The 19,303-nt window shown below is 30.2% G+C and carries 20 protein-coding genes; 10 read left to right on the plus strand and 10 right to left on the minus strand.

The features are described 5' to 3' along the window. Nucleotides 1-6 precede the first annotated feature (6 nt). On the plus strand, nucleotides 7-1,074 hold the full coding sequence (locus B6F84_RS09385) for a M24 family metallopeptidase (protein ID WP_148691995.1): 1,068 nt from the start codon (nucleotides 7-9) through the stop codon (nucleotides 1,072-1,074). On the opposite strand, the gene B6F84_RS09390 is transcribed toward B6F84_RS09385, so the two are convergent. Both B6F84_RS09390 and B6F84_RS09395 read right to left on the minus strand, forming a co-directional pair. After that, on the minus strand, nucleotides 1,062-2,207 hold the full coding sequence (locus B6F84_RS09390; RefSeq protein ID WP_148691996.1) for an aminotransferase-like domain-containing protein: 1,146 nt from the start codon (nucleotides 2,205-2,207) through the stop codon (nucleotides 1,062-1,064). The two genes, B6F84_RS09385 and B6F84_RS09390, sit on opposite strands and share 13 nt — an antisense overlap. Then, nucleotides 2,192-3,133, minus strand: coding sequence for an ornithine cyclodeaminase family protein (locus B6F84_RS09395; protein ID WP_148691997.1), 942 nt, complete (start codon nucleotides 3,131-3,133; stop codon nucleotides 2,192-2,194). Before B6F84_RS09395 ends, B6F84_RS09390 begins: the two co-directional genes overlap by 16 nt. Nucleotides 3,134-3,192: 59 nt before the next feature. On the opposite strand from B6F84_RS09395, the gene B6F84_RS09400 reads away from it, so the two are divergent. After that, nucleotides 3,193-3,510, plus strand: coding sequence for a Sul12a family chromatin-organizing protein (locus B6F84_RS09400; RefSeq protein WP_148691998.1), 318 nt, complete (start codon nucleotides 3,193-3,195; stop codon nucleotides 3,508-3,510). Here the strand turns inward: B6F84_RS09400 and B6F84_RS09405 are convergent. The 4 genes from B6F84_RS09405 to B6F84_RS09420 are packed head-to-tail and all read right to left on the minus strand — an operon-like array spanning nucleotide 3,502 to nucleotide 7,271. Beyond that, nucleotides 3,502-4,209 (minus strand): polyprenol monophosphomannose synthase, encoded by a 708-nt coding sequence (locus B6F84_RS09405; protein WP_148691999.1) that lies wholly within the window; start codon nucleotides 4,207-4,209, stop codon nucleotides 3,502-3,504. The two genes, B6F84_RS09400 and B6F84_RS09405, sit on opposite strands and share 9 nt — an antisense overlap. Beyond that, the gene (locus B6F84_RS09410) at nucleotides 4,191-4,658 is read right to left on the minus strand and encodes a DUF1947 domain-containing protein (protein WP_148692000.1); all 468 of its coding nucleotides are present in this window, start codon (nucleotides 4,656-4,658) and stop codon (nucleotides 4,191-4,193) included. The genes B6F84_RS09405 and B6F84_RS09410 overlap by 19 nt, the downstream gene beginning before the upstream one ends. Beyond that, on the minus strand, nucleotides 4,658-6,787 hold the full coding sequence (gene cutA / locus B6F84_RS09415) for a glyceraldehyde dehydrogenase subunit alpha (RefSeq protein WP_148692001.1): 2,130 nt from the start codon (nucleotides 6,785-6,787) through the stop codon (nucleotides 4,658-4,660). Before cutA ends, B6F84_RS09410 begins: the two co-directional genes overlap by 1 nt. Nucleotides 6,788-6,809: 22 nt before the next feature. Beyond that, nucleotides 6,810-7,271, minus strand: coding sequence for a M48 family metalloprotease (locus B6F84_RS09420; protein ID WP_187152675.1), 462 nt, complete (start codon nucleotides 7,269-7,271; stop codon nucleotides 6,810-6,812). Nucleotides 7,272-7,417: 146 nt separating this feature from the next. Here B6F84_RS09420 and B6F84_RS09425 point away from each other — a divergent pair, with 146 nt between their 5' ends. Continuing rightward, on the plus strand, nucleotides 7,418-8,434 hold the full coding sequence (locus B6F84_RS09425; RefSeq protein WP_148692003.1) for a zinc-dependent dehydrogenase: 1,017 nt from the start codon (nucleotides 7,418-7,420) through the stop codon (nucleotides 8,432-8,434). Here B6F84_RS09425 and B6F84_RS09430 read toward each other — a convergent pair. After that, nucleotides 8,363-9,286, minus strand: coding sequence for a cobalamin biosynthesis protein (locus B6F84_RS09430; protein ID WP_148692004.1), 924 nt, complete (start codon nucleotides 9,284-9,286; stop codon nucleotides 8,363-8,365). The genes B6F84_RS09425 and B6F84_RS09430 overlap by 72 nt on opposite strands. Beyond that, a complete protein-coding gene (locus tag B6F84_RS09435; protein WP_148692005.1) occupies nucleotides 9,253-9,996 on the minus strand; it encodes an adenosylcobinamide-GDP ribazoletransferase in 744 nt (247 codons plus the stop codon). The genes B6F84_RS09430 and B6F84_RS09435 overlap by 34 nt, the downstream gene beginning before the upstream one ends. Before the next feature lie 15 nt (nucleotides 9,997-10,011). On the opposite strand from B6F84_RS09435, the gene B6F84_RS09440 reads away from it, so the two are divergent. Both B6F84_RS09440 and B6F84_RS09445 read left to right on the plus strand, forming a co-directional pair. Further along, nucleotides 10,012-11,403 (plus strand): cobyric acid synthase, encoded by a 1,392-nt coding sequence (locus B6F84_RS09440; protein WP_148692006.1) that lies wholly within the window; start codon nucleotides 10,012-10,014, stop codon nucleotides 11,401-11,403. Nucleotides 11,404-11,405: 2 nt separating this feature from the next. Beyond that, entirely contained in the window at nucleotides 11,406-12,518 is a 1,113-nt protein-coding gene (locus B6F84_RS09445; protein ID WP_148692007.1) for a GMP synthase (glutamine-hydrolyzing), read from the plus strand. 43 nt (nucleotides 12,519-12,561) lie between these two features. On the opposite strand, the gene htpX is transcribed toward B6F84_RS09445, so the two are convergent. After that, complete coding sequence (htpX, locus tag B6F84_RS09450; RefSeq protein ID WP_148692886.1) at nucleotides 12,562-13,545, minus strand: zinc metalloprotease HtpX; 984 nt, start codon at nucleotides 13,543-13,545, stop codon at nucleotides 12,562-12,564. A 401-nt stretch (nucleotides 13,546-13,946) separates the two neighbouring features. On the opposite strand from htpX, the gene B6F84_RS09455 reads away from it, so the two are divergent. The 5 genes from B6F84_RS09455 to B6F84_RS09475 are packed head-to-tail and all read left to right on the plus strand — an operon-like array spanning nucleotide 13,947 to nucleotide 17,710. Continuing rightward, nucleotides 13,947-14,345: a CBS domain-containing protein gene (locus B6F84_RS09455; RefSeq protein ID WP_148692008.1), complete on the plus strand. Its 399-nt coding sequence runs from the start codon at nucleotides 13,947-13,949 to the stop codon at nucleotides 14,343-14,345. 38 nt (nucleotides 14,346-14,383) lie between these two features. Beyond that, nucleotides 14,384-14,611 carry a hypothetical protein gene (locus tag B6F84_RS09460; RefSeq protein WP_148692009.1) on the plus strand — a complete coding sequence of 76 codons (228 nt, stop codon included), beginning with the start codon at nucleotides 14,384-14,386 and terminating at the stop codon, nucleotides 14,609-14,611. 2 nt (nucleotides 14,612-14,613) lie between these two features. Beyond that, complete coding sequence (locus B6F84_RS09465; RefSeq protein WP_148692010.1) at nucleotides 14,614-16,125, plus strand: polysaccharide biosynthesis protein; 1,512 nt, start codon at nucleotides 14,614-14,616, stop codon at nucleotides 16,123-16,125. A gap of 15 nt (nucleotides 16,126-16,140) precedes the next feature. Further along, complete coding sequence (locus B6F84_RS09470) at nucleotides 16,141-16,944, plus strand: class I fructose-bisphosphate aldolase (protein ID WP_148692011.1); 804 nt, start codon at nucleotides 16,141-16,143, stop codon at nucleotides 16,942-16,944. Between the two features lie 10 nt (nucleotides 16,945-16,954). Beyond that, nucleotides 16,955-17,710 (plus strand): sugar phosphate nucleotidyltransferase, encoded by a 756-nt coding sequence (locus B6F84_RS09475; RefSeq protein WP_148692012.1) that lies wholly within the window; start codon nucleotides 16,955-16,957, stop codon nucleotides 17,708-17,710. Between the two features lie 11 nt (nucleotides 17,711-17,721). Here B6F84_RS09475 and agl3 read toward each other — a convergent pair whose 3' ends face one another. Next, a complete protein-coding gene (gene agl3, locus B6F84_RS09480; RefSeq protein WP_148692013.1) occupies nucleotides 17,722-18,876 on the minus strand; it encodes a UDP-sulfoquinovose synthase in 1,155 nt (384 codons plus the stop codon). Nucleotides 18,877-19,303: the final 427 nt, after the last annotated feature.

Here is a 19,303-nt window from a genome sequence, read left to right on the forward strand (position 1 = left end):
ATATAAATGACTACAAATAGGATTGAAAAATTAAGGAAAAAGATGAAAGAGAATGAAATAGATGAAGTAATAATAGGAACTACTAGTAACATGTTCTATTTAACTAACTTTATTGAAGAACAAATGGAAAGACCATTACTCTTTATCATAAACAATGAAGAAGAATATTTTCTTGCGCCTAAAATTTATGAAGAACAACTATCAAAACTAGGGTTTAACATTATAACTTATGGAGATGGAGAAGATCCTTATGGTAAGCTTAGATTAAAAAATCAGGAAAATATAGCTATTGACGATCAGCTTTGGTCTATTTTTTTAATTAATATTATTCATAGATTTTCTCCAAAAAAGCTAGTTGTAGCTTCTTCCTTTTTAAAGGAATTAAGAATGGTAAAAGATAATGAAGAAATAGATATAATGAAGAAAGGAATAGAAATTGCAGAAAAGAGTTTCTTAGAATTTCTTAATCATATAGAAGAAGGAAAAACAGAATGTGAGCTAGCTAAAACTTTAGAAAACATATTTTACAATTTTGGTGCAGAAGGTGTGTCCTTTGCTCCAATTCTTACCTCTGGGCCTAATACTTCTATGCCCCATTTAAGGTGTACTGATAGAAAAATTAAAAGTGGAGATGTTATAATAGCAGATTTTGGCATAAAGTATCATGGATACTCTACAGATACTACAAGAGTTATATCACTAGGAAAACCATCATCGGAAGTTCTAAATATTCATAATATAGTTTTAGAGGCACAAGAAAAAGCAGAAAATGAGAGTAAAATAAATATGAGAGGAAAGGAAATTGACAATCTAGCTAGAGAAGTTATTAGTAAAAAGGGATTCGGAAAGTATTTTATACATAGGACAGGACATGGTATAGGAATAGATGTTCACGAAGAACCATATATTTCTCAAGATAGTGAAACTACTATAGATGAAAGAATGACTTTTACTGTAGAGCCAGGTATATATTTGCCTGGAAAATTCGGTATAAGAATTGAAAATATGGTAATGATGAATAAAGATGGTGTAAAAGCTTTCAATAAATTGAGTAAAGATATTTATATAGTATGATCTACTGATTCTTTTAAGATATTTACTCCTTCTTTTATTTCTTCTTCGTTTGCCATTGTTATACTTAATCTAGCCATTGTTTCTCCTCCTCTTAAAAAGAAAGGAGATGCAGGAACAAAACTTAATCCTCTTGATATTGCATTCTGAAATACTTTCCAGCTATCTTTCTTTAAATCAAGAAGTAAGAAAAATCCGCATTTAGGATCGTTGAATTCGCGTAAACCTTTATCATATAAGCTATCCTTTAAAATTTTCATCTTTCTAGAATAATATTCGTATAAACCTTGCATTCTACTTTTTATTATTCCGTTTTTTAAAAGCCTTGCTACTACGTATTGATTTATAGTAGATGTGGAAAAATCTAATTGCTCAAGTAATGAAACTTTTTCTACTATTTTTTTATTACCTACGATAAATCCTATTCTTAGTCCTGGAGCCAAGATTTTACTAAAACTTCCTATATAAATTACTCTATCAAATTTATCAAAGGATTTTATTGGTTTTGGAACGCATCCCGCTATAGGCCTATATGGATCATCTTCTAAAATATAAAAATTATATTTTTCAGCTAATTCTACTAGTTCTTTTCTCCTGCTTTCTTCTAAGTTAACTCCAGCAGGATTATGACAGTTGGGTATAACGTAAAGTAACTTTATTTTAACAATCTTTAGAATCTCTTCCAACTCTTTTGTATTTATACCTTGATTGTCTATATCTACAGGAAGTACTACAGATGACCTTAATTTTAATGCATTAAAAGTTTCAATAAATGTTGGATTTTCTACTGCAATGACATCATTTTCAAGAAAATATTTTCCTAAGAGCTCCATTGCATGCTGAGCTCCACTAGTCACTATTGTTATGTCTTCTTGGCTCTTATCTAAATTTAAAAGTGGAAGATAATCTTTCTCTATTTCTTCAACCAATTCCTTCTGACCCCCAGCACCTGGATAAAATAGACTTTTTTCTTTCAATTCATCTAAAACTTCTGAATACGCATTTTGAATTTCTTTTACTGGAATCATTTTAGGATCTGGAGATCCACTAGCTAAATTAATTTTGGCTGTTTTAGCTAATTGCGAAGCTAATTCTACTGGTGATATTTCTATTTCTTTTCCTAACCTCGATACCATGTTCCCTTTACCTCTATTTCAATTCCTATTTTCATTTCTTTGGATTTTTCATATAAACGTTTCATTACTGCGACATCTTCTAATCCTATTCCAGTAGACTTAAAGATAGTTATATTTTCGTTTTTTGGTTTTGATTTTCCAGAAATAATTGATGAAAATGGAATTAATTTATTTTCGTCTAGCATTCCCATTTTCTTGGCTAAAATTATGTCTCCTGCTTCTTTCAAAACTTGGTCTATATCTTCTACAGCAATGAAAGATGCTGCTTTTATTACTTCAGGATAAGCTTCAACTCTTTCAGGTATATTAGATCCCATTAGGTTAAGATGAGTCCCTTTCTTAATATAATCTAGTTTTATAAAAGGATCTTTTGATGAAGTAATAGAAGTTATGACATCAGAAGATGCAAGTATGCTCTTATACGAATCAGCGATTTTAATGCTTATTCCTTCAGAATTAAGAATCTTAGAAGCTTTTTCTATTCTTTCTTTAGTTCTACTATATCCTATAATAGTGATTCCTTTCTTTAATTCATAAAAAGCCTCTATTTGAGCTAAACCTTGCTTTCCTAATCCAATTACTCCTACTGTTGAATAATCTGACTTGATGTAATCCGATGCCAATACAGATAATGCGCCTGTTCTTATTTGACTTAATCTATCAGCTTCTGTTATAAGCAATAATTCTCCACTAGAGTTAAATAACATTGAAATAAAATTTCCTTTAAGATATGTTTTAAAGCCTAGATATCCTTGTTCTGCTCCTGCTTGATATGTTAGTGTCGCTCCAGAGAACGAGGTTCTAACTCTTTCTGTATTGATAGCCATTTTATTGTCTAAAAGTAAAAATGCTTCTCTTAACGCTTCGTATGCATCTTTAAATGTGAATACTTTTGAAATTTCGTTTTCTCTGATTAATATGGCCAATGCTCCCACATAATTTTAGCCCAAGTCCTTAAAAGCAATACTATTTAAAATAAGGTAATATGGAATTAACGCCCAGATTACAAGATGTAATAAATCTTGTTAAAGAAAAGGGACAAATGAGCCTAAAAGACTTAGCTTTAGAATTAAAAGTTTCTCCTAAAACAGCAAAAGGATACGTAAGAGAATTATCTAGACTGGGTTTTGTAGAAATGGACGACAATGAAAATATAAAATTAAAAACTAATAATGAAAATAACATAGAATCACTAGAAAAAATTGTTCAAATTCATGAAAGTGAAATAAACGCGTTAAAAAAAGATTTAGAGGAATTGAAAGAAGAACTTTTAAAATTAAAAAGAAAGAATAAGTTAACGTGATAGATACAATTTAATTAAATATTTAAACCACTGAATTATTTCTCTATTTGAAAGTTTACTCTTACCTACTTCTCTATCTTTAAATATTATTGGAACTTCAGAAACTCGTAAGTTTGCTCTTAAAATTCTAAATACAGTACATATTTGAAATTCATAGCCATTAGCTGAATCACATTGTAAAGCTTCTTTTATAGCTGATCTAGAATAAATTCTATAATTCGAAGTATTATCATGTAATGGAGATCTTAATAGAAGTCTGAACAAAGTATTAGCTCCTTTGCTTATAATTTTTCGTTTTAATGGCCAGTTTTGTATTCCCCCACCTTTAATATATCTAGATCCTATTACTAGATCATACCCTTCCTCTGCTTTTTTATATAATTTAGGCAAGTAAATTGGGTCATGACTTAGATCTGCATCCATTGTAACTACATAATCAAAATCTCGGTCATATGCTATACTTAGTCCTTTTCTTATTGCTCCTCCTAATCCTTTTTCTGTTTCTCTTACTTCAACCATCAAATTATTTAGCCCAAGAGATTTCAAAACACGTCCAGTCCCATCTGGACTATTATCATCAACTACTAGTATAGTTGCAGGAAATATCTTATTTATTTCTGAAATTAATTTCGTTACATTATCTTTTTCATTATATGTAGGAATAATTATACCTACTTTTTTTACTTGCACATCTGCCATATAGGATCTCCTAGGTAATGGATATTTTGGGCGAATTTGCCCTTCTTATTTTCTTCTGCTTCCTGCTTACTAATAAGTGCTTTCATAACTGCAATTGGTTTATCTTGTAACGTAGTTACAACAATTATTTCATTTCCTTTACAATCACAAGAATATTCTTTTATTCCAGGCACAAATAAATCTGCTCCCTTTAATACAGCCTTTACTGCTCCTTCATCTATCTTTACTAAAGGAAAAATAGATGTCGATACATTGAGTTTATAGAATAAACAAAGAGTAGGAACAATATCTTCTCCGAAAAAAGCTAAAACGCCATCTAAAAAATAATAAGTTGCCTTCTTCTCTTTTCCTATTTCTATTTTCTCAGGATTCAGAGAAATATTATACTTTTCCTTTATTTTTTCTAACAAAGTCAAGGAATCTTTCTTAGATAATACATGTTTCTGCATTATAATTCACTTAACTTTATAGGGATTTTAAATATTCTCTTCTTAATACAATTTTCTACAGCATTAACTATAACTGGAGTAGAAACAACAGCTCCTGCTTCACCTACACCTTTACTTCCAGTTGGATGAGACGACAGTGCCATTTCTTTATAATACCATAAAATCTCAGGAGATTCTACTGCAGTAGGAAATCCATAATCATTAAGATTAGGATTTAATACATTTCCTTGATTATCGAGTATAGCTTCCTCATATATTGCTTGTGCAATTCCTTGAAGTACACCACCATGAATTTGACCACCTGCAGTTAATGGATTTATTACTCTTCCTATATCATCTAATGCTATATATTTTTTCACTTTGATTTTATCTAATTCTTTATCTATATTTACTACTGCCATATGGACTCCATAAGGACTAGTAGGTTTACTTACCGGATATACACTTGTAACATCAAGACTCACTCCGTTTTTATATGCAAATGAAATAACTTCATTTAGATTTACGCTTTTGCCAGATTTTTTATGAGTAATTTTTCCGCCTTCTTCATATTCTAGCTCTTCTATATCAGCATTTAACATTTTAGATGCCACAGACATTATTCTCTCTTTTAATTCTTGGCTTGCTTTCATTATAGCTGAACCTCCCACAGTTATTGTCCTGCTTCCCCACGTTCCTATTCCATCTTCAATAATATCAGTATCTCCCCATCTTACTTCTATTGAGTCTATAGGAATTTGCAAAGTTTCTGCTACGATTTGAGCAAATCCAGTTGCATCACCTTGTCCATGAGGTCCTGATCCAGTAATAGCAATTATTTTTCCATCAGATTTAGCAAATACTCTAGCTACTTCCCAAGGTCCAAAACCAGTAATTTCTACATACATGGCTAAGCCTACACAGTCATTTTCTTTAGCTTCAGATAATAATTGCCTATAATATTCTTTAGCTAAATTCAAGATCGCTGGATAATTTCCTGAATCATAAGTTATTCCAAAGGCATTCTTATAAGGCATTTCTTCTGGTCTAATGACATTCCTTAATCTTATTTCAATAGGATCAATCCCTAACTCATTTCCTATCATGTTAATAATCCTTTCAATGAAATACGTTGCTTCAGGCCTTCCAGCTCCTCTATATGATGTAGTAGGAACTTTATTAGTATGAACTGCATACACAGAAAGTAAAGCATCTCTTATCTTATAAGGGCCTAATAATATTCTTGCTGTACTTTTTACGTTACCTCCTTCGTCATCATTAGCATCAGCATAGGGCGCTCCTAAATCGCCTATTATTGTTCCTACTAAACTAGTAATTATACCATCTTTAGTAAAACCTACTTTAAATTTTAATTTTTTATCTCTACCATGGCCTGCGCTAATCATCTCTTCAGTTCTCGTAGGGATCCACTTTAATGGAACCTTAAGTTTCATCGCCAATTTTGCTAACGCGTACTCTTCTGGATGTGTAATTATTTTACTTCCGAAGGCTCCTCCTACATCTGGTTGGATTACTCTAATGTCTGAAAATCCTAGAAAATTTACTAGATTTCTCCTTAGATAGTGAGCTGATTGAGTTGAAGACCATACAGTTAATCTTTGTCCATCAAAGAATGATACATTACCCCTAGTTTCTAATGGTGATGCAATCATTCTTTGATTAATCAATTCTCCTTCTATAACTTCAGAATCTTTCAGAACTTTTTCTGGATCTCCTGAAGAGTATACTTCCTTAAAATATATATTAGATGAAAGTTTCGAGTATACTTTTACTTCATCTTTTATTGCTTCGTAAGGGTCTAAAATATAAGGTAAATCTTCATATTCAACTTCTATGCTTTCAAGTAAATCATAAGCTTCATATCTATCTTTAGCTATTACACAAGCAATTGGTTGGCCTATATAAGTTGTTTCTTGGGTAGGAATAGGGAAATCCTTTCCAGGATTTATATCTTCTCCGGTAAAAACTCCATCAGTTTTCTTTACTTTAATCCTAGCATGTGGCTTAGTTGATCTTAAAAACGCTACGAACATTTCTCCAGGCAGTTTTATATCATCAACATAAGCACCTTTATCTGTAATAAGCCTAGGATCTTCAATCCTTTTTATTGGTTTACCAATATATTGCATAAAAATAATTAATAGAATACACTTATATTTTCTTTATTCTTGTTAAAGCAGACGGATGAGTAGATAAAATATTTGATTTTCTTTCTCCATATTTAATTATAATCTCATGAAGTACTTCCTTATCTACTATTCTAGTAGCAAATGAATCTGCTTGTAATTCAAAGAATCTGGATAAATATCTCTGAAATAGAATTAGAGTTATTGCTAAAGGGATAAAAAATAGTATATTTGTTACACTATTTAATAATGCAAATACTAAAATATTTATTAAAATTAGCATCTTTATATGATGATGCAACTTTATATGTCCTAATTCATGAGCAATCATAGCCTTAATTTCTTCTTCCTTTAAATTTAGACTAGCAGAAGTTAAAATAATATCTCCGTTATATAGAGAAAAGGCATTTATATAGTCTCCATCTCTTATTTTTGCGGTAATGGTTTTATTCCCTAATTGAAATTGAACATGCTTTTCATATTTCATAAATTTAGGCAAAGTAAGATAGATTGAATCAATAAATATGAGTGACAGTATAGCGAAAATAATCACTTGCATACTATATTATATGAAGTAGTACTATATATTTAGTACTAAAAAAGTTTCAAAAACCCCTCTCCTCAATAATACATGTGAAAGCAATACTTTTAGAAAATGGAAAGCCAGTACTTAAAGAAGTTCCAGTTCCAACTTTGCAAGATGGGGACGTCCTAGTTAAAATGAAGGCTTGTGGACTCTGCGGAACTGATGTGGAGAAAATCTGCGGACAATATACTGCTTCTCAACCTATTTTAGGACATGAACCTGCAGGAATTATTTCACAATCTAAAGTAGATTGGTTGAAAGAAGGAGATAGAGTTTTTGCTCACCATCATGTTCCTTGTTATGAATGTTATTACTGCAAAAAAGGAAGCCCAACAATGTGTCCATATTATAGAAAAACCAATTTAGATCCAGGTGGATTTGCAGAATACTTTAGAGTTCCCGCATGGAATGTCAGTAAAGGAGGAATACTAAAATTACCCGATTCAGTAAGTTTTGATGAAGCATCTTTTATTGAACCATTAGCAACAGTTATAAGAGGACAAAGAAGAGTTTTCATTGACAAGGACGATTATGTTTTAGTTGTCGGAGCAGGACCAATGGGATTACTTCATGTTCTTTTAGCTAAAGCAAATGGTGCAGGAAAAGTTTTCGTCTCAGATGTATCAGATTTTAGAAACGACTATTCCTTAAAAGTAGGTGCAGACGAAGCATTGAATCCTAAGAATGTGGACGTTATAAGCGAAATAAAGAAAAATACTGATGGAAGAGGTGTAGATGTAAGTATTATAGCATCTGGAGCTCCATCAGCAATACTTACAGGATTAAATGCTGTAAGAAAAGGAGGAAGAGTATTGCTTTTTGGCGTACCATATAAAGGAACTATTTTAAATTATGATATAAGTAATCTCTTAAATTACGAAATTTCTATAATTTCTAGTAATGCTGCTGTAGAAGAAGACACTAAAGAAGCATTAAAAATGATTTATGAGAAGAAAGTTGATGTAATGAAATTAGTCACTCATAAATTTAAGTTAGATGAATTTAATGATGCCGTAAGGATAGCTAAGGAAGGCAAGACCATAAAGGCTATAATATATGATTGAAATAAAAATAATATATAAGGAGAGAGTCATTTTAAATAATTTCAAAGAATTTTCAATATCCTTGCAATCAGGTAAGTTTCCTTCTCCTACAGAATAATATCCTATTTTTTCTAGTTTTATTCCTAAAATACCTGCCGCGATTGAAATAGGATATTTTGCGTTTGGACTCTCTATTTTACTTTCTTTTAAAGCATTAATTCCCTTTTTGACGTCAAAATGAAGAAAAAAACCGGAAATTAGCATAAATAATGCAGTAAGCCTAGCAGGTAAATAATTCAATATAGTATCCACTTTAGCTGAAAAATAGCCTTCTCTATAAAGTTCTTTAGTCTTATATCCTACCATACTATCCATAGTATTAGCTAATCTTTGAAGTAACGCACCAAATAATCCAAGTAATAAGAACCAGAATAAGGGAGAAGTAATCCCATCAACTAAGCTTTCGAATAAGGATTCTATAGCAGCAGAAGCGATGTGACCTTTATCCGCTTTAGATAAATCTCTTCTAACAATCTGCTGAACTAAAGATCTAGACTTATTATCTAATAATTTCGACTTATTTACTATACTGTATAACATTTTAATTGAAAAAGTAGTCTTTAAAATAAAGGATAATAGAATTATTTTTAAGATTATAAACACTCCATAGCTAGGAATAAGTAATGGTGACAAGAATAGTAATTGTACTGGTATAACTGAAATTATCCATAGAAATAGTCCATATAAGTATCCTGCAAAAGGTTTAATTAGCTCCTCTGAAATTTTTCCAGTCAAAACTACTGGATGAATATAAATAGGCGGTTCTCCTAAGACTAAATCTATAAGTAATGCAATAAATAATATAGGAAGCAATATTTCTCCTCAGATAATAAGAATAGAGGAAAAGATAAAGTTATTATAGCTCCAGTTAGATCTCCTGAAGAACCCCTTAGTATAATCTTACCTAAATAATAAAAGAGAATAAAAAGGATGACAAAGACAATTAGAGAATATCCAAGTATAAAAGGGATGAGCTGTAAAATTATCCATATATATTTGTCTCTAAGTTTTGAGTGAAATATCTTTCCTAAATAACTAAAATCCATAGGAGATAAAATTGAAAGATTAAGCATACCTAAGCCTCTTGATAAAACCTCTGCAGAAATTAAAGAAAGCATCAAATAAATTGATGGAGATGATAACTTATCTACTGCAATAAACATCAATATTAGATATACAAAACCTAACCCTATTCCGCCACTACCTATTTCAACATCTTTTAATGCCTTTACTCTCTTCTGATAATCTCCTCTAATCATTAACGCATCTCCAAAATCCAGTAAACCATCAAGATGATTAAAACCTCGTAGTATTTCAATAATGATAATTAATGCATATTTAGCCAAATTTCCTATAAGAAAATAAATAAGAAAATATGAAATAAAATCTATTAGTCCCGTTATTGTTCCTACTAATATTGGAGAAATAAAGCTATATTCTGCTACTAAATCGATGTCTCCCTTTACTGAAGGAATAATAGTAAAGAATGATATTTGTGAAAGGATTCCTTTTAAAGACTTCACATTCTTAAAATAACTATGCCAATTATAATTTCTTCAACAATGAGCGACTCAGGAAAATCATTTGTAACTACGGGGCTTGTCAGATTACTTAATGGAATTCCTTTTAAAGCACAAAATATGTCCCTAAATAGCTTTCCATCAGTAGAAGGAGGAGAAATTGCATTCATTCAAGCATTTCAATCGCTAGGAAGAGGATTAAAACCTAGAAATTTCATGAATCCAGTATTATTAAAGCCATCTGGAAATGGAATTGAAGTAATTTTATATGGTAAATCATTAGGTAATATTAATCCTAAGGAATATTATTCTATGATTTTTGAAATTTGGGATAAAAAAATCAAGAGAGAATTAAAAACTGACATGATAATAGAAGGAGCAGGTGGAATAGAACCCAATTTCCTAGATAGAGATATAACAACTATCTTCCCAATGAAAGAAGGAATTCCTTCTATTCTTGTTTTAGATATAGATAGAGGTGGATCTTTCTCATCAGCATATGGAGTTTATGAAATGTTACCTCCATCATTAAGACCGATGCTAAAAGGTTTCATAATAAATAAATTCAGAGGAGAAAAATCATTTTTAGATGACGCAATTACTTGGCTAGAACAAAGAACATCCATGAAGTATTTAGGAGCAATACCATATTTAGATAAAACTCCTATTATGGCAGAAGATTCAATGAATATAAGCGAAATAGGAGATGGAGAAATAAACGTTGCTATAATCAATTATCCTTATATGAGCAATTTTAATGAATTTCAAGCTTTTGAAAAATCTAACGCCTCAGTTACTTTTATTAACAATCCTAAAAAGGCGGAAAAAGCAGATCTAATTATTCTTCCGGGTAGTAGGAACACTTTCAAATCATTAGCCTGGTTAAAAGAAAGAGGATTTATAGAAGTTCTAAGGAAAAAACCAGTACTAGGAATATGTGGTGGTTTTCAAATAATGGGTAAAAAATTAATTGATCCGTATGGTATCGAAAGCGGAAAGCCTAGAGAGTATGAAGGTCTAGGATTTTTTGATTTTGAAGTAAGATTCGATATGGAAAAGGTAGTTTCAATAAGTATAGCAGAAAATGAAAGAAGAGGAAAAATTGTGGGATATGAAATAAGAAGAGGAAAAATTAATTACTACGAAGATAAACCTTTTTTGACAATAACTAAAAGAAATGAAATAGAAACCAATATCCAAGATGGAGCATTTAAAGGTAATAAGATGGGTTATAGTATCCATGGCTCATTATATAATTCAAGTATTCTAGATCTTTTTGACATAAAGATATTTAGTAAAAGTTTAGAAGAAGAAATATATGAAATGGCATCTAAAACAGAGAAAGTAATAAGGGATAATGTAGACATAGATAAAGTTAAAGAATTATATAACATTAAATATCCTAGATAAGTGTGTTTAATCCTTCAGAATTTATCAAAGAAATCGAGCCACAATTAATAAAATTTAAAGATGAAAAAATTTTAGCAGCAATAAGCGGTGGAGTAGACAGTACTACAGCTGCAGTATTAATGTATAAAATTTTAGGCAAGAATGTAATACCAGTAATGATTGATACTGGATTTTTGAGAAAAAATGAAGCTAATATTGTGAAGAATTCTCTAAAAGATATTATTCCAATTAAAATTATTGATAAAAGCAAAGAATTTATAAGTAATTTGGAAGGCTTAGAAGATGCAGAAGAAAAAAGGAAAAAATTTAGAGATTTATTTTATAATACGCTTTCAGAATTAATAAAAGAATATAAAATAACTTATCTAGTTCAAGGAACTATAGCTGCGGATTGGATAGAAACTCAAGGGGGTATAAAAACTCAACACAACGTTCTAGTTCAGCTAGGTATAGATACAGAGAAAACATGGGGATTTAAAGTAATAGAACCGTTAGCTGACTTATATAAAAATGAAGTAAGAGAAGTTGCAAGATATTTAGGCTTACCAAAAGAAATTTCAGAAAGACAACCATTTCCTGGGCCTGGTCTTTTAGTGAGAATAATAGGTAGAGTAACTAAAGAAAAATTAGAAATAGAAAGAGAAGCTAATAGTATTGTAGAAAAATATTTAGATGGAAAAGGATATTCTCAATATTTTTCTGCTATCTTGGAGTCAAATAAAATTTTAGATCAAACAATTTCTGCAGATTTAGGAGAAAAAGTATTTACGTATAAGAATAAGGCTACTGGAGTTAAAGGAGATGTAAGAAGTTTTGGTAAAATAGCAAGTATAGATAGTAATTGTGATTACGATAAACTAAGAGAAACTGTTCAAAAAATAACTAAATACGATATTACGCATGTTCTGTTAAAGCTTAAAGAAAAGGATCAAGATTTGCCATATTCTATCGCAATAAGAGCAGTAATTACTGAAGATTTTATGACTGCAGACTTTGCAAAGATAGATAAAGGAATTTTAAATAAAATTGCAGACGAAATAATGGATATACCTAAAGTTAAAGAAGTATTATATGATATAACTTCAAAACCTCCTGCCACTATTGAATTTGAATAATATCTAAAGTATTTATAAAACAATTTTATGTCTAAAAAAATGTTTATGCTGGAAATGCATATTTCAATTTTTCTAATAATTGTATTCTTTTCGCTGAACTTGGATGGTCACTAAAGAAATCTGAAAACCAAGACACTTTTTCATGTTTCCAGTATTCAATTAATTCATCTACACTGGTTTCTGGAATATCTTCATTAACTTCTATTGGAGAGAAGAATAGCATATTTGCTATATTATTGTTATTTTTCTTTTTATATTTTTCAAGAATTCTAGGATCAGTAGATAGTGTAATCTTTGCTAATGCTCTCTCTAAATTTTCAGCACCATTAGGTACTGTTTCTGCTGCATTAACATCTGCATACGCTTCTCTCATTCTATTTAAATAGAGGACAAAGAACTGGAATAGATAGCTTACTACTAGAAGCGCTATACCTACTAACCATAATGCTCCTGCATTGTTGTTTCTTCCTCCTCCTTCTGAGAACATCCCACTAAACATTAGTGAGTAGCCAATCCAGAATAATAGTGCTGGAATTAATCCTACAGCCATTAGTAATTGTACATCTTTATGCCTTAAATGACCAAGCTCGTGACCTAAAACTGCCTTTAGCTCATCTTTATTTAACATTTTTAATAGTGGTAATGTTATTGCTACTCTTTTTCCTGCTATTGGGCTTCCATAGGCAAAAGCATTAGGGAAAGGAACATTAGCTATATAGACTTTAGGAGGGGACATTCTATTGTACATTGCTACTTCATTTACAACATCGACTACCCATCCGTAAGTGGGATCATTTGGAGTCACTTCTACGGTTTTATACATTGCATTTATAAGATATGGCCCAAATAACCATTGTATTATATCAAGTACAATAAGGAATGATAAGATTCCTACTATTACTAGTGGAGCGAAACTTAGTCCATAGAAATAGCTAACTACGGCAAATATTAAAGCAAATCCTAAAAGGAATATCCCTATACTGGCTAGTAACATGTTAGCTTTGAGTTTTAATATAGTTAGGTTCATACTATTCAAAATAAAGTTTTAACATATGGGTTATTAAAGTTTAATCAAAACCCTTTTATAATTTAGGGTATAAAAACTTAAATTATCATTATTTTATTCTAGTTAACACAATTTATAACCAATAATCTTTAAAACAAGATAGATTAGAATTTTTAATTATTTTAGTCTTAATAAATGCTAATAAAAATAAGTATCTAGCAACTTATTAGTCTTATCTTAATATGTTATTTTAGTAAATTATTGTGTGGAATTATCACTTTAAATACTTAGTAATAATACTCCATTTATATTATAAAATATAGATAAACTAGTTATATTTTTGTATTCTGAATAAAATAGAAAAAGAAAATTATATACATAAATCTAGTTGAAGCATTTATATATCTCTATGTAGATATATTATTATGGAAGAACTAGTTAAAGAATACATGAGAAGTAATGTAATATCTGTAGATAAAGAATCTAAATTGAAAGATGTAGCTAAAATTATGACAGAAAATAACGTAGGATCAGTTATAGTAGTAGATAATGGTAAGCCTATAGGAATTATAACTGAAAAAGATATAGTAAGAGCTATTGGAAAAGGAGAAGATCTAAATTCATTGGCTAAAAATATAATGACTGCATCATTAATAACAATAAGAGAAGACTCACCAATAACTGGAGCTTTGAGCATTATGAGATCAAGTAATATAAGACATCTACCGGTAGTAGATAATTCAGGAAAATTATGCGGTATCCTCTCGATCAGAGATGTAGCTAAAGCACTAGATAATATGTTTGAGAATAGTTTAGATTAGGACAAATCTTAATAGTTCATTTATTTTTTCTTCATCTAATGAAGATAAAAATATGGAAAGAATGGTATGATATAATATTGAAACTTTCTGAAACTAGAAAAGAAGATTTAAGTAAAACTATAGATTATATTTCAAATACCAAGGAGTGCCTTAATTTGTCTAGAGTTAAAACATCTAAACTGAAAGAGATAAATGTAAATTTAGATAAAGAAATTTCAGATAAAGAAATTGAGAGAAAAATAGAAAAGTTTCTGTTTTGTGATTAATTATGGAAAATAAGGAAAAGCAAGGGAATAGGAGTGCAGGATTTGTAAGAATAGGCTTATTCAATCTTTTGTTAAAAACTTTAGTTGCTCCTATTTCTTTCCTTTTTTCGCTTTTAGTTGTTAGATACTTGTCTTCAATATCAATAGAAACTTTTGGAATATGGCAGTATATTTTCATTTTAGTAACTGGTTATTTTACTATTCCTGGAGATCTTTTTTCGTCAATAACGTCTAGATATTCCGCAGAAGGAAGAAAAATAGGTGGAATAATTATAATAAACGCTCTGGCAGGAGCTTTGTCCTCTCTTATTTATTTCTTTCTTATTCCTGACTTTGTAAATATTTCTGGGTATCATATATTTTCGTACTTTTACTTAGCCATTCTCTTAATAATATCAATTTATCTAATGAAGATAAGCAATTCTATAGCTATAGGAAAATCTCCTAGATTAACAGCTATATCTACAGTATCTTTTCAATTATTGAGATTAGGATCGGGTATTGTACTAATGTTTTATTTTCATTTATCAATAGAAGCAGTAATTTTAGCGTACACTATAGGCTACTTGTCTCAAATACTTTTCAACTTAGTTTTCGTCAATGCCAACTTAAAAGTAGATTTTAAAGTAGCATTTACAGCAGTTAAAAAGTCTCTAGTCTTTATCATGAATTATGTGCAATTAATAATAGAATCGACTTTAACGCTAATTATAGTTGCATTAGTAGGCTCTGCAATTCCAATTTCTTATTTTGAATCCGCATTAATAATTTCGAATATAGTATATTGGAGCCAAGCTTCAACAGATGGACTAGTTTTAAAGTTACAAGAATCTAAAGATCCTAAGCTAATTGAAACAGCATTAAAGCTATTTTTTACTGCCGGAGGAATTTTTCTCTTAATAATATTAGTAGATGGAGAAAGACTTTTGTATATTCTAAGACCAGAGTATATAGCTTCCATATGGGCATTGTTAGTTCTTTCTACTTCAAATTTTATCCGCGCTTTATATAGCATTTTTTATAGAGCAATATACATGAAGGATGAGACTCTGTCAGTAGAGTCAAAAGGTGAATTTAAAGGATATACAGCTAAATTGACTAGAAATAATGTAATAATATCAGCTTTTGGTGTAACATCAATGCTAATATTAGCATATATGATTAAAGATAATGAAAATATATATCAAATCTCTCCTTTACTTGCTGTAATAATATCTTCTGCTTTACTCATTAATTCTATTGGTATGTTAATTTCTTCTTTCTTAACCTCAAAAAAATTGTATAGTTTTAGATTTCCAAAAAGAGAAGCTATAGTATCAATTTTCTTATCGTTGTTAGCTTCGTTTCCTTTTCTTGGATTAACTAAAGAAAGAACTATTCCTGAATTAGAAATAATGATAAAACTAACACTTTTCTCGATAATAATTTATGTAGTATTAAGCTACTTCTTAAATCCATATGCAAGAAGCTTGATTAGAACGGCAATAAAAGAAGTAAAAAACTTTAAGCTATAAGATTGCTCTATATATATGTCAGGTTTAGATATAAGGTTAAAAAGACTTTTCGAAAAAGGGAAAACTTTCATTGTAGCCTTGGATCATGGATTAGTAATGGGACCATTAAAGGGAATAGAAAATCCGGCTGAAATAGTTTCAAAACTCTCTGGAATACCAGATGCATTACAGATGTCTCCTGCTATGCTAAGAATAGTAGAAGAAAACTTTTACACCAGATCTTCTTCTATGATAATAGCTAGGCTTGATACTGCAAACGTATGGAGAAAAGAAAGAAAGTTCTCGTCTGGCTATTATTCAATGGTTTATAATGTTAAAGAAGCAGTAGAAGCTGGAGCTGACGCTGTAGTCACTTACTTAGTAGTAGGCTATGGAGATGATAGAGTTGAAGGATATAACATAGATCAACTATCATTAGCTAGGAAAGAAGCTCATGATTATGGAATTCCTTTTATTATCGAACCATTATACGTTTCTCCAGATAATCCAGATTCTGTTAAAGATGTAAACTTAGTGAAATATGTTACTAGGTTAGCATCAGAAATAGGTGCTGATATTCTAAAAGTCGATTATACTGGAAGCAAAGAATCATTTAGAGAAGTAGTAAATGTTGCCTTTTCACCTATAGTAATTAGAGGAGGTCCAAAGACTAAGGATGATAAAGAATTTCTCATGATGTTAAAAGATGCTATAGATGCTGGAGCAAAAGGCATTACAGTAGGAAGAAACTTATGGCAATCCAAAGATCCAGTTAGTATGGCTAAGGCAATAGCTAGTATAATAAAAGAAGATAAAAAAATCGAGGAAATAACAGTCTAATGTGAATATAATGGTAAGCAAAGCTATTATTACGTCTGCTGGCCTAGGAAGTAGAATGAAATATATAACTTCAGTAATGCCTAAAGCACTACTACCACTATTTAAAAAAGAAGATGGAAAAAGAGTAATGAGACCTATAATTGATCTTATTATGGATTCTTTAAGAGCTTGTGGAGTTAACAATTTTAGCATAGTTGTAGGAAAACATGGAAAGCTTTTAATGGATTATTTATTCGAAAGAGGAGTAACTTTCTTCTTTCAAGACACTCCAAAAGGATTTGGGGATGCAGTATTAAGAGCAGAAAATTTTGCTTGTGGTGAACCCTTTTTTGTACATGCAGATGATGGTGTACTAACTGGAGGATATTATGAAGCAAAAGAATTATTTGAACAAAATAATCCTGATGCAGTATTATTATTAAGGAAGGTAAATAATCCACATAGATACGGTATAGCAAAAGTCAAAGACCAGGGAAAATTCATGAATCATGCTATGTATTACATTTTAGATGTTCAAGAAAAACCTCCTCAGCCTTTCTCTAATTTAGCAATTTCAGCAGTTTATATTTTCAAACCTAAAATCTTTACATATCTGAAAAATATAAAAATAAGCGAAGGAGAATTAGAATTAACATATGGGATAAAGAAAATTTTAGATGATGGAGGAGAAGTATTAAGTCTTGAATTAGAAGATGAAAAATGGTTAAATGTAGGAGATCCAGATAATTACTTTAAAGCATTAGAGTATTCATTTCAAAATTTATAATTATTTTCTTATTACCTCCATTTTGTTTTTGGCATAATTACTTGTTTATATCTTTCTAGCCTTTCCTTATAAGGAAGCAAATCTTCTATCATTACTTTTACTTCATCTTTCATATTTCTTTTTGGTTTGAATCCTAATTCTTCTAGAATTCTCTTCTCAGGATTATAATAATGTTCTTCTTTTTCTACTCTTGGATTTGGAACATGTTGAATTGAAGTCTGTAGTCCTAACTGTTCTCCAGCATTTTTTACCATTTCTGCAATTTCATTTACGCTATGAACTTCCATGAATTGATTTACAACTCTATATTCTCCTTGCTTAGGTGGATGCTCTATTAATGTCTTTAAAGCCTCTACGCTATCCTCGAGGGATATAAATCCTCTAGTTTGTCCACCTTTCCCGTATGGAGTTAGAGGTAAACCTAGGATTGCTTCTACACAAAATCTATTCACTACTGTACCATAGCTTTCATCGAAATCAAATCTAGTTCTTAATGATTCTGAAGTCATTTCTGGAATTTTTGTACCATAAACTGGACCTTGCATTATATCAGTCATTGTTAATCCATATAATTGATTATAGTAAGCTAAGAGATAGCTATCGAATATTTTAGAAAAATGGTAAATAGAACCTCCCCACCTAGGTGTAAAAATTTTGTCTTCTTTTCCATTTATTATAGCATTTACAAATGGAGATTCAGGAATATCGAAGTTAGGTGTACCGAATTCACCCATAGTACCCATTTTAAGAATATGAATTGCTGGATCAATTTCTTTCACAGAGTAAATTAAATTAAGAGTACCAAATAAATTGTTTTGCAAAGTGTATTTTGCATGATCAAGATCTCTCATAGAATATGGAGCAGATCTTTGTTCGGCAAAGTGAACTACAACATCAGGCTTATTCCTTTTTATTATATCAGAAAGAAAATCCTTATTAGTTATATCTCCAACATGAAATTCGAGATTTCCTCCTAGGTGTTTTTTAACTTCTTTAACTCTTTCTTCTGGACTAGGTAAAGGAAATGCTGAATCTGAACCTATTTCTTCTACTGCTTTCCTTGTTGCTAAATTATCTATACCTATTACTTCATGATTTCTTGATATTAGTCTTAATGCTAAAGCCCAACCCAAGTATCCGTCTATTCCAAGTATAAGAACTTTCATCACTAATAATTAGAATAAAAGATAAAAAAAGAATCGCTTCAAGTCACAAAATATCGTATAAATTTTATATACGTAATTCTGGGAAATTTTTAGTAGATGATTTTCTTTAGCTTTCTAAAACTTTAAACCATATATCCCAAAATCTTATAAAGTCTAAAAGGAATAAAGACTTATTAAACTTCTTACTGCATTTTTGTAAGTTAATTGGTTATTTCTAACTCTATATAGATAGCAGTTTTTATCTTGTATAATTATACGTTGTTCATCAATGAAAATTTATTTATATTACTGTTTTAAGATGATAAAAGCTGATATAACATCTAAAGTTGTCCATCAATTTAATCAATTTAAATTAGATTTTTATTTATATCTAGTCAGTAATATTATCGAAGGCTTAACTATCTTGAATAGCTATTCCATCTAATAT

Source organism: Acidianus manzaensis (assembly GCF_002116695.1).
GTDB classification, from domain to species: Archaea; Thermoproteota; Thermoprotei_A; order Sulfolobales; family Sulfolobaceae; genus Acidianus; species Acidianus manzaensis.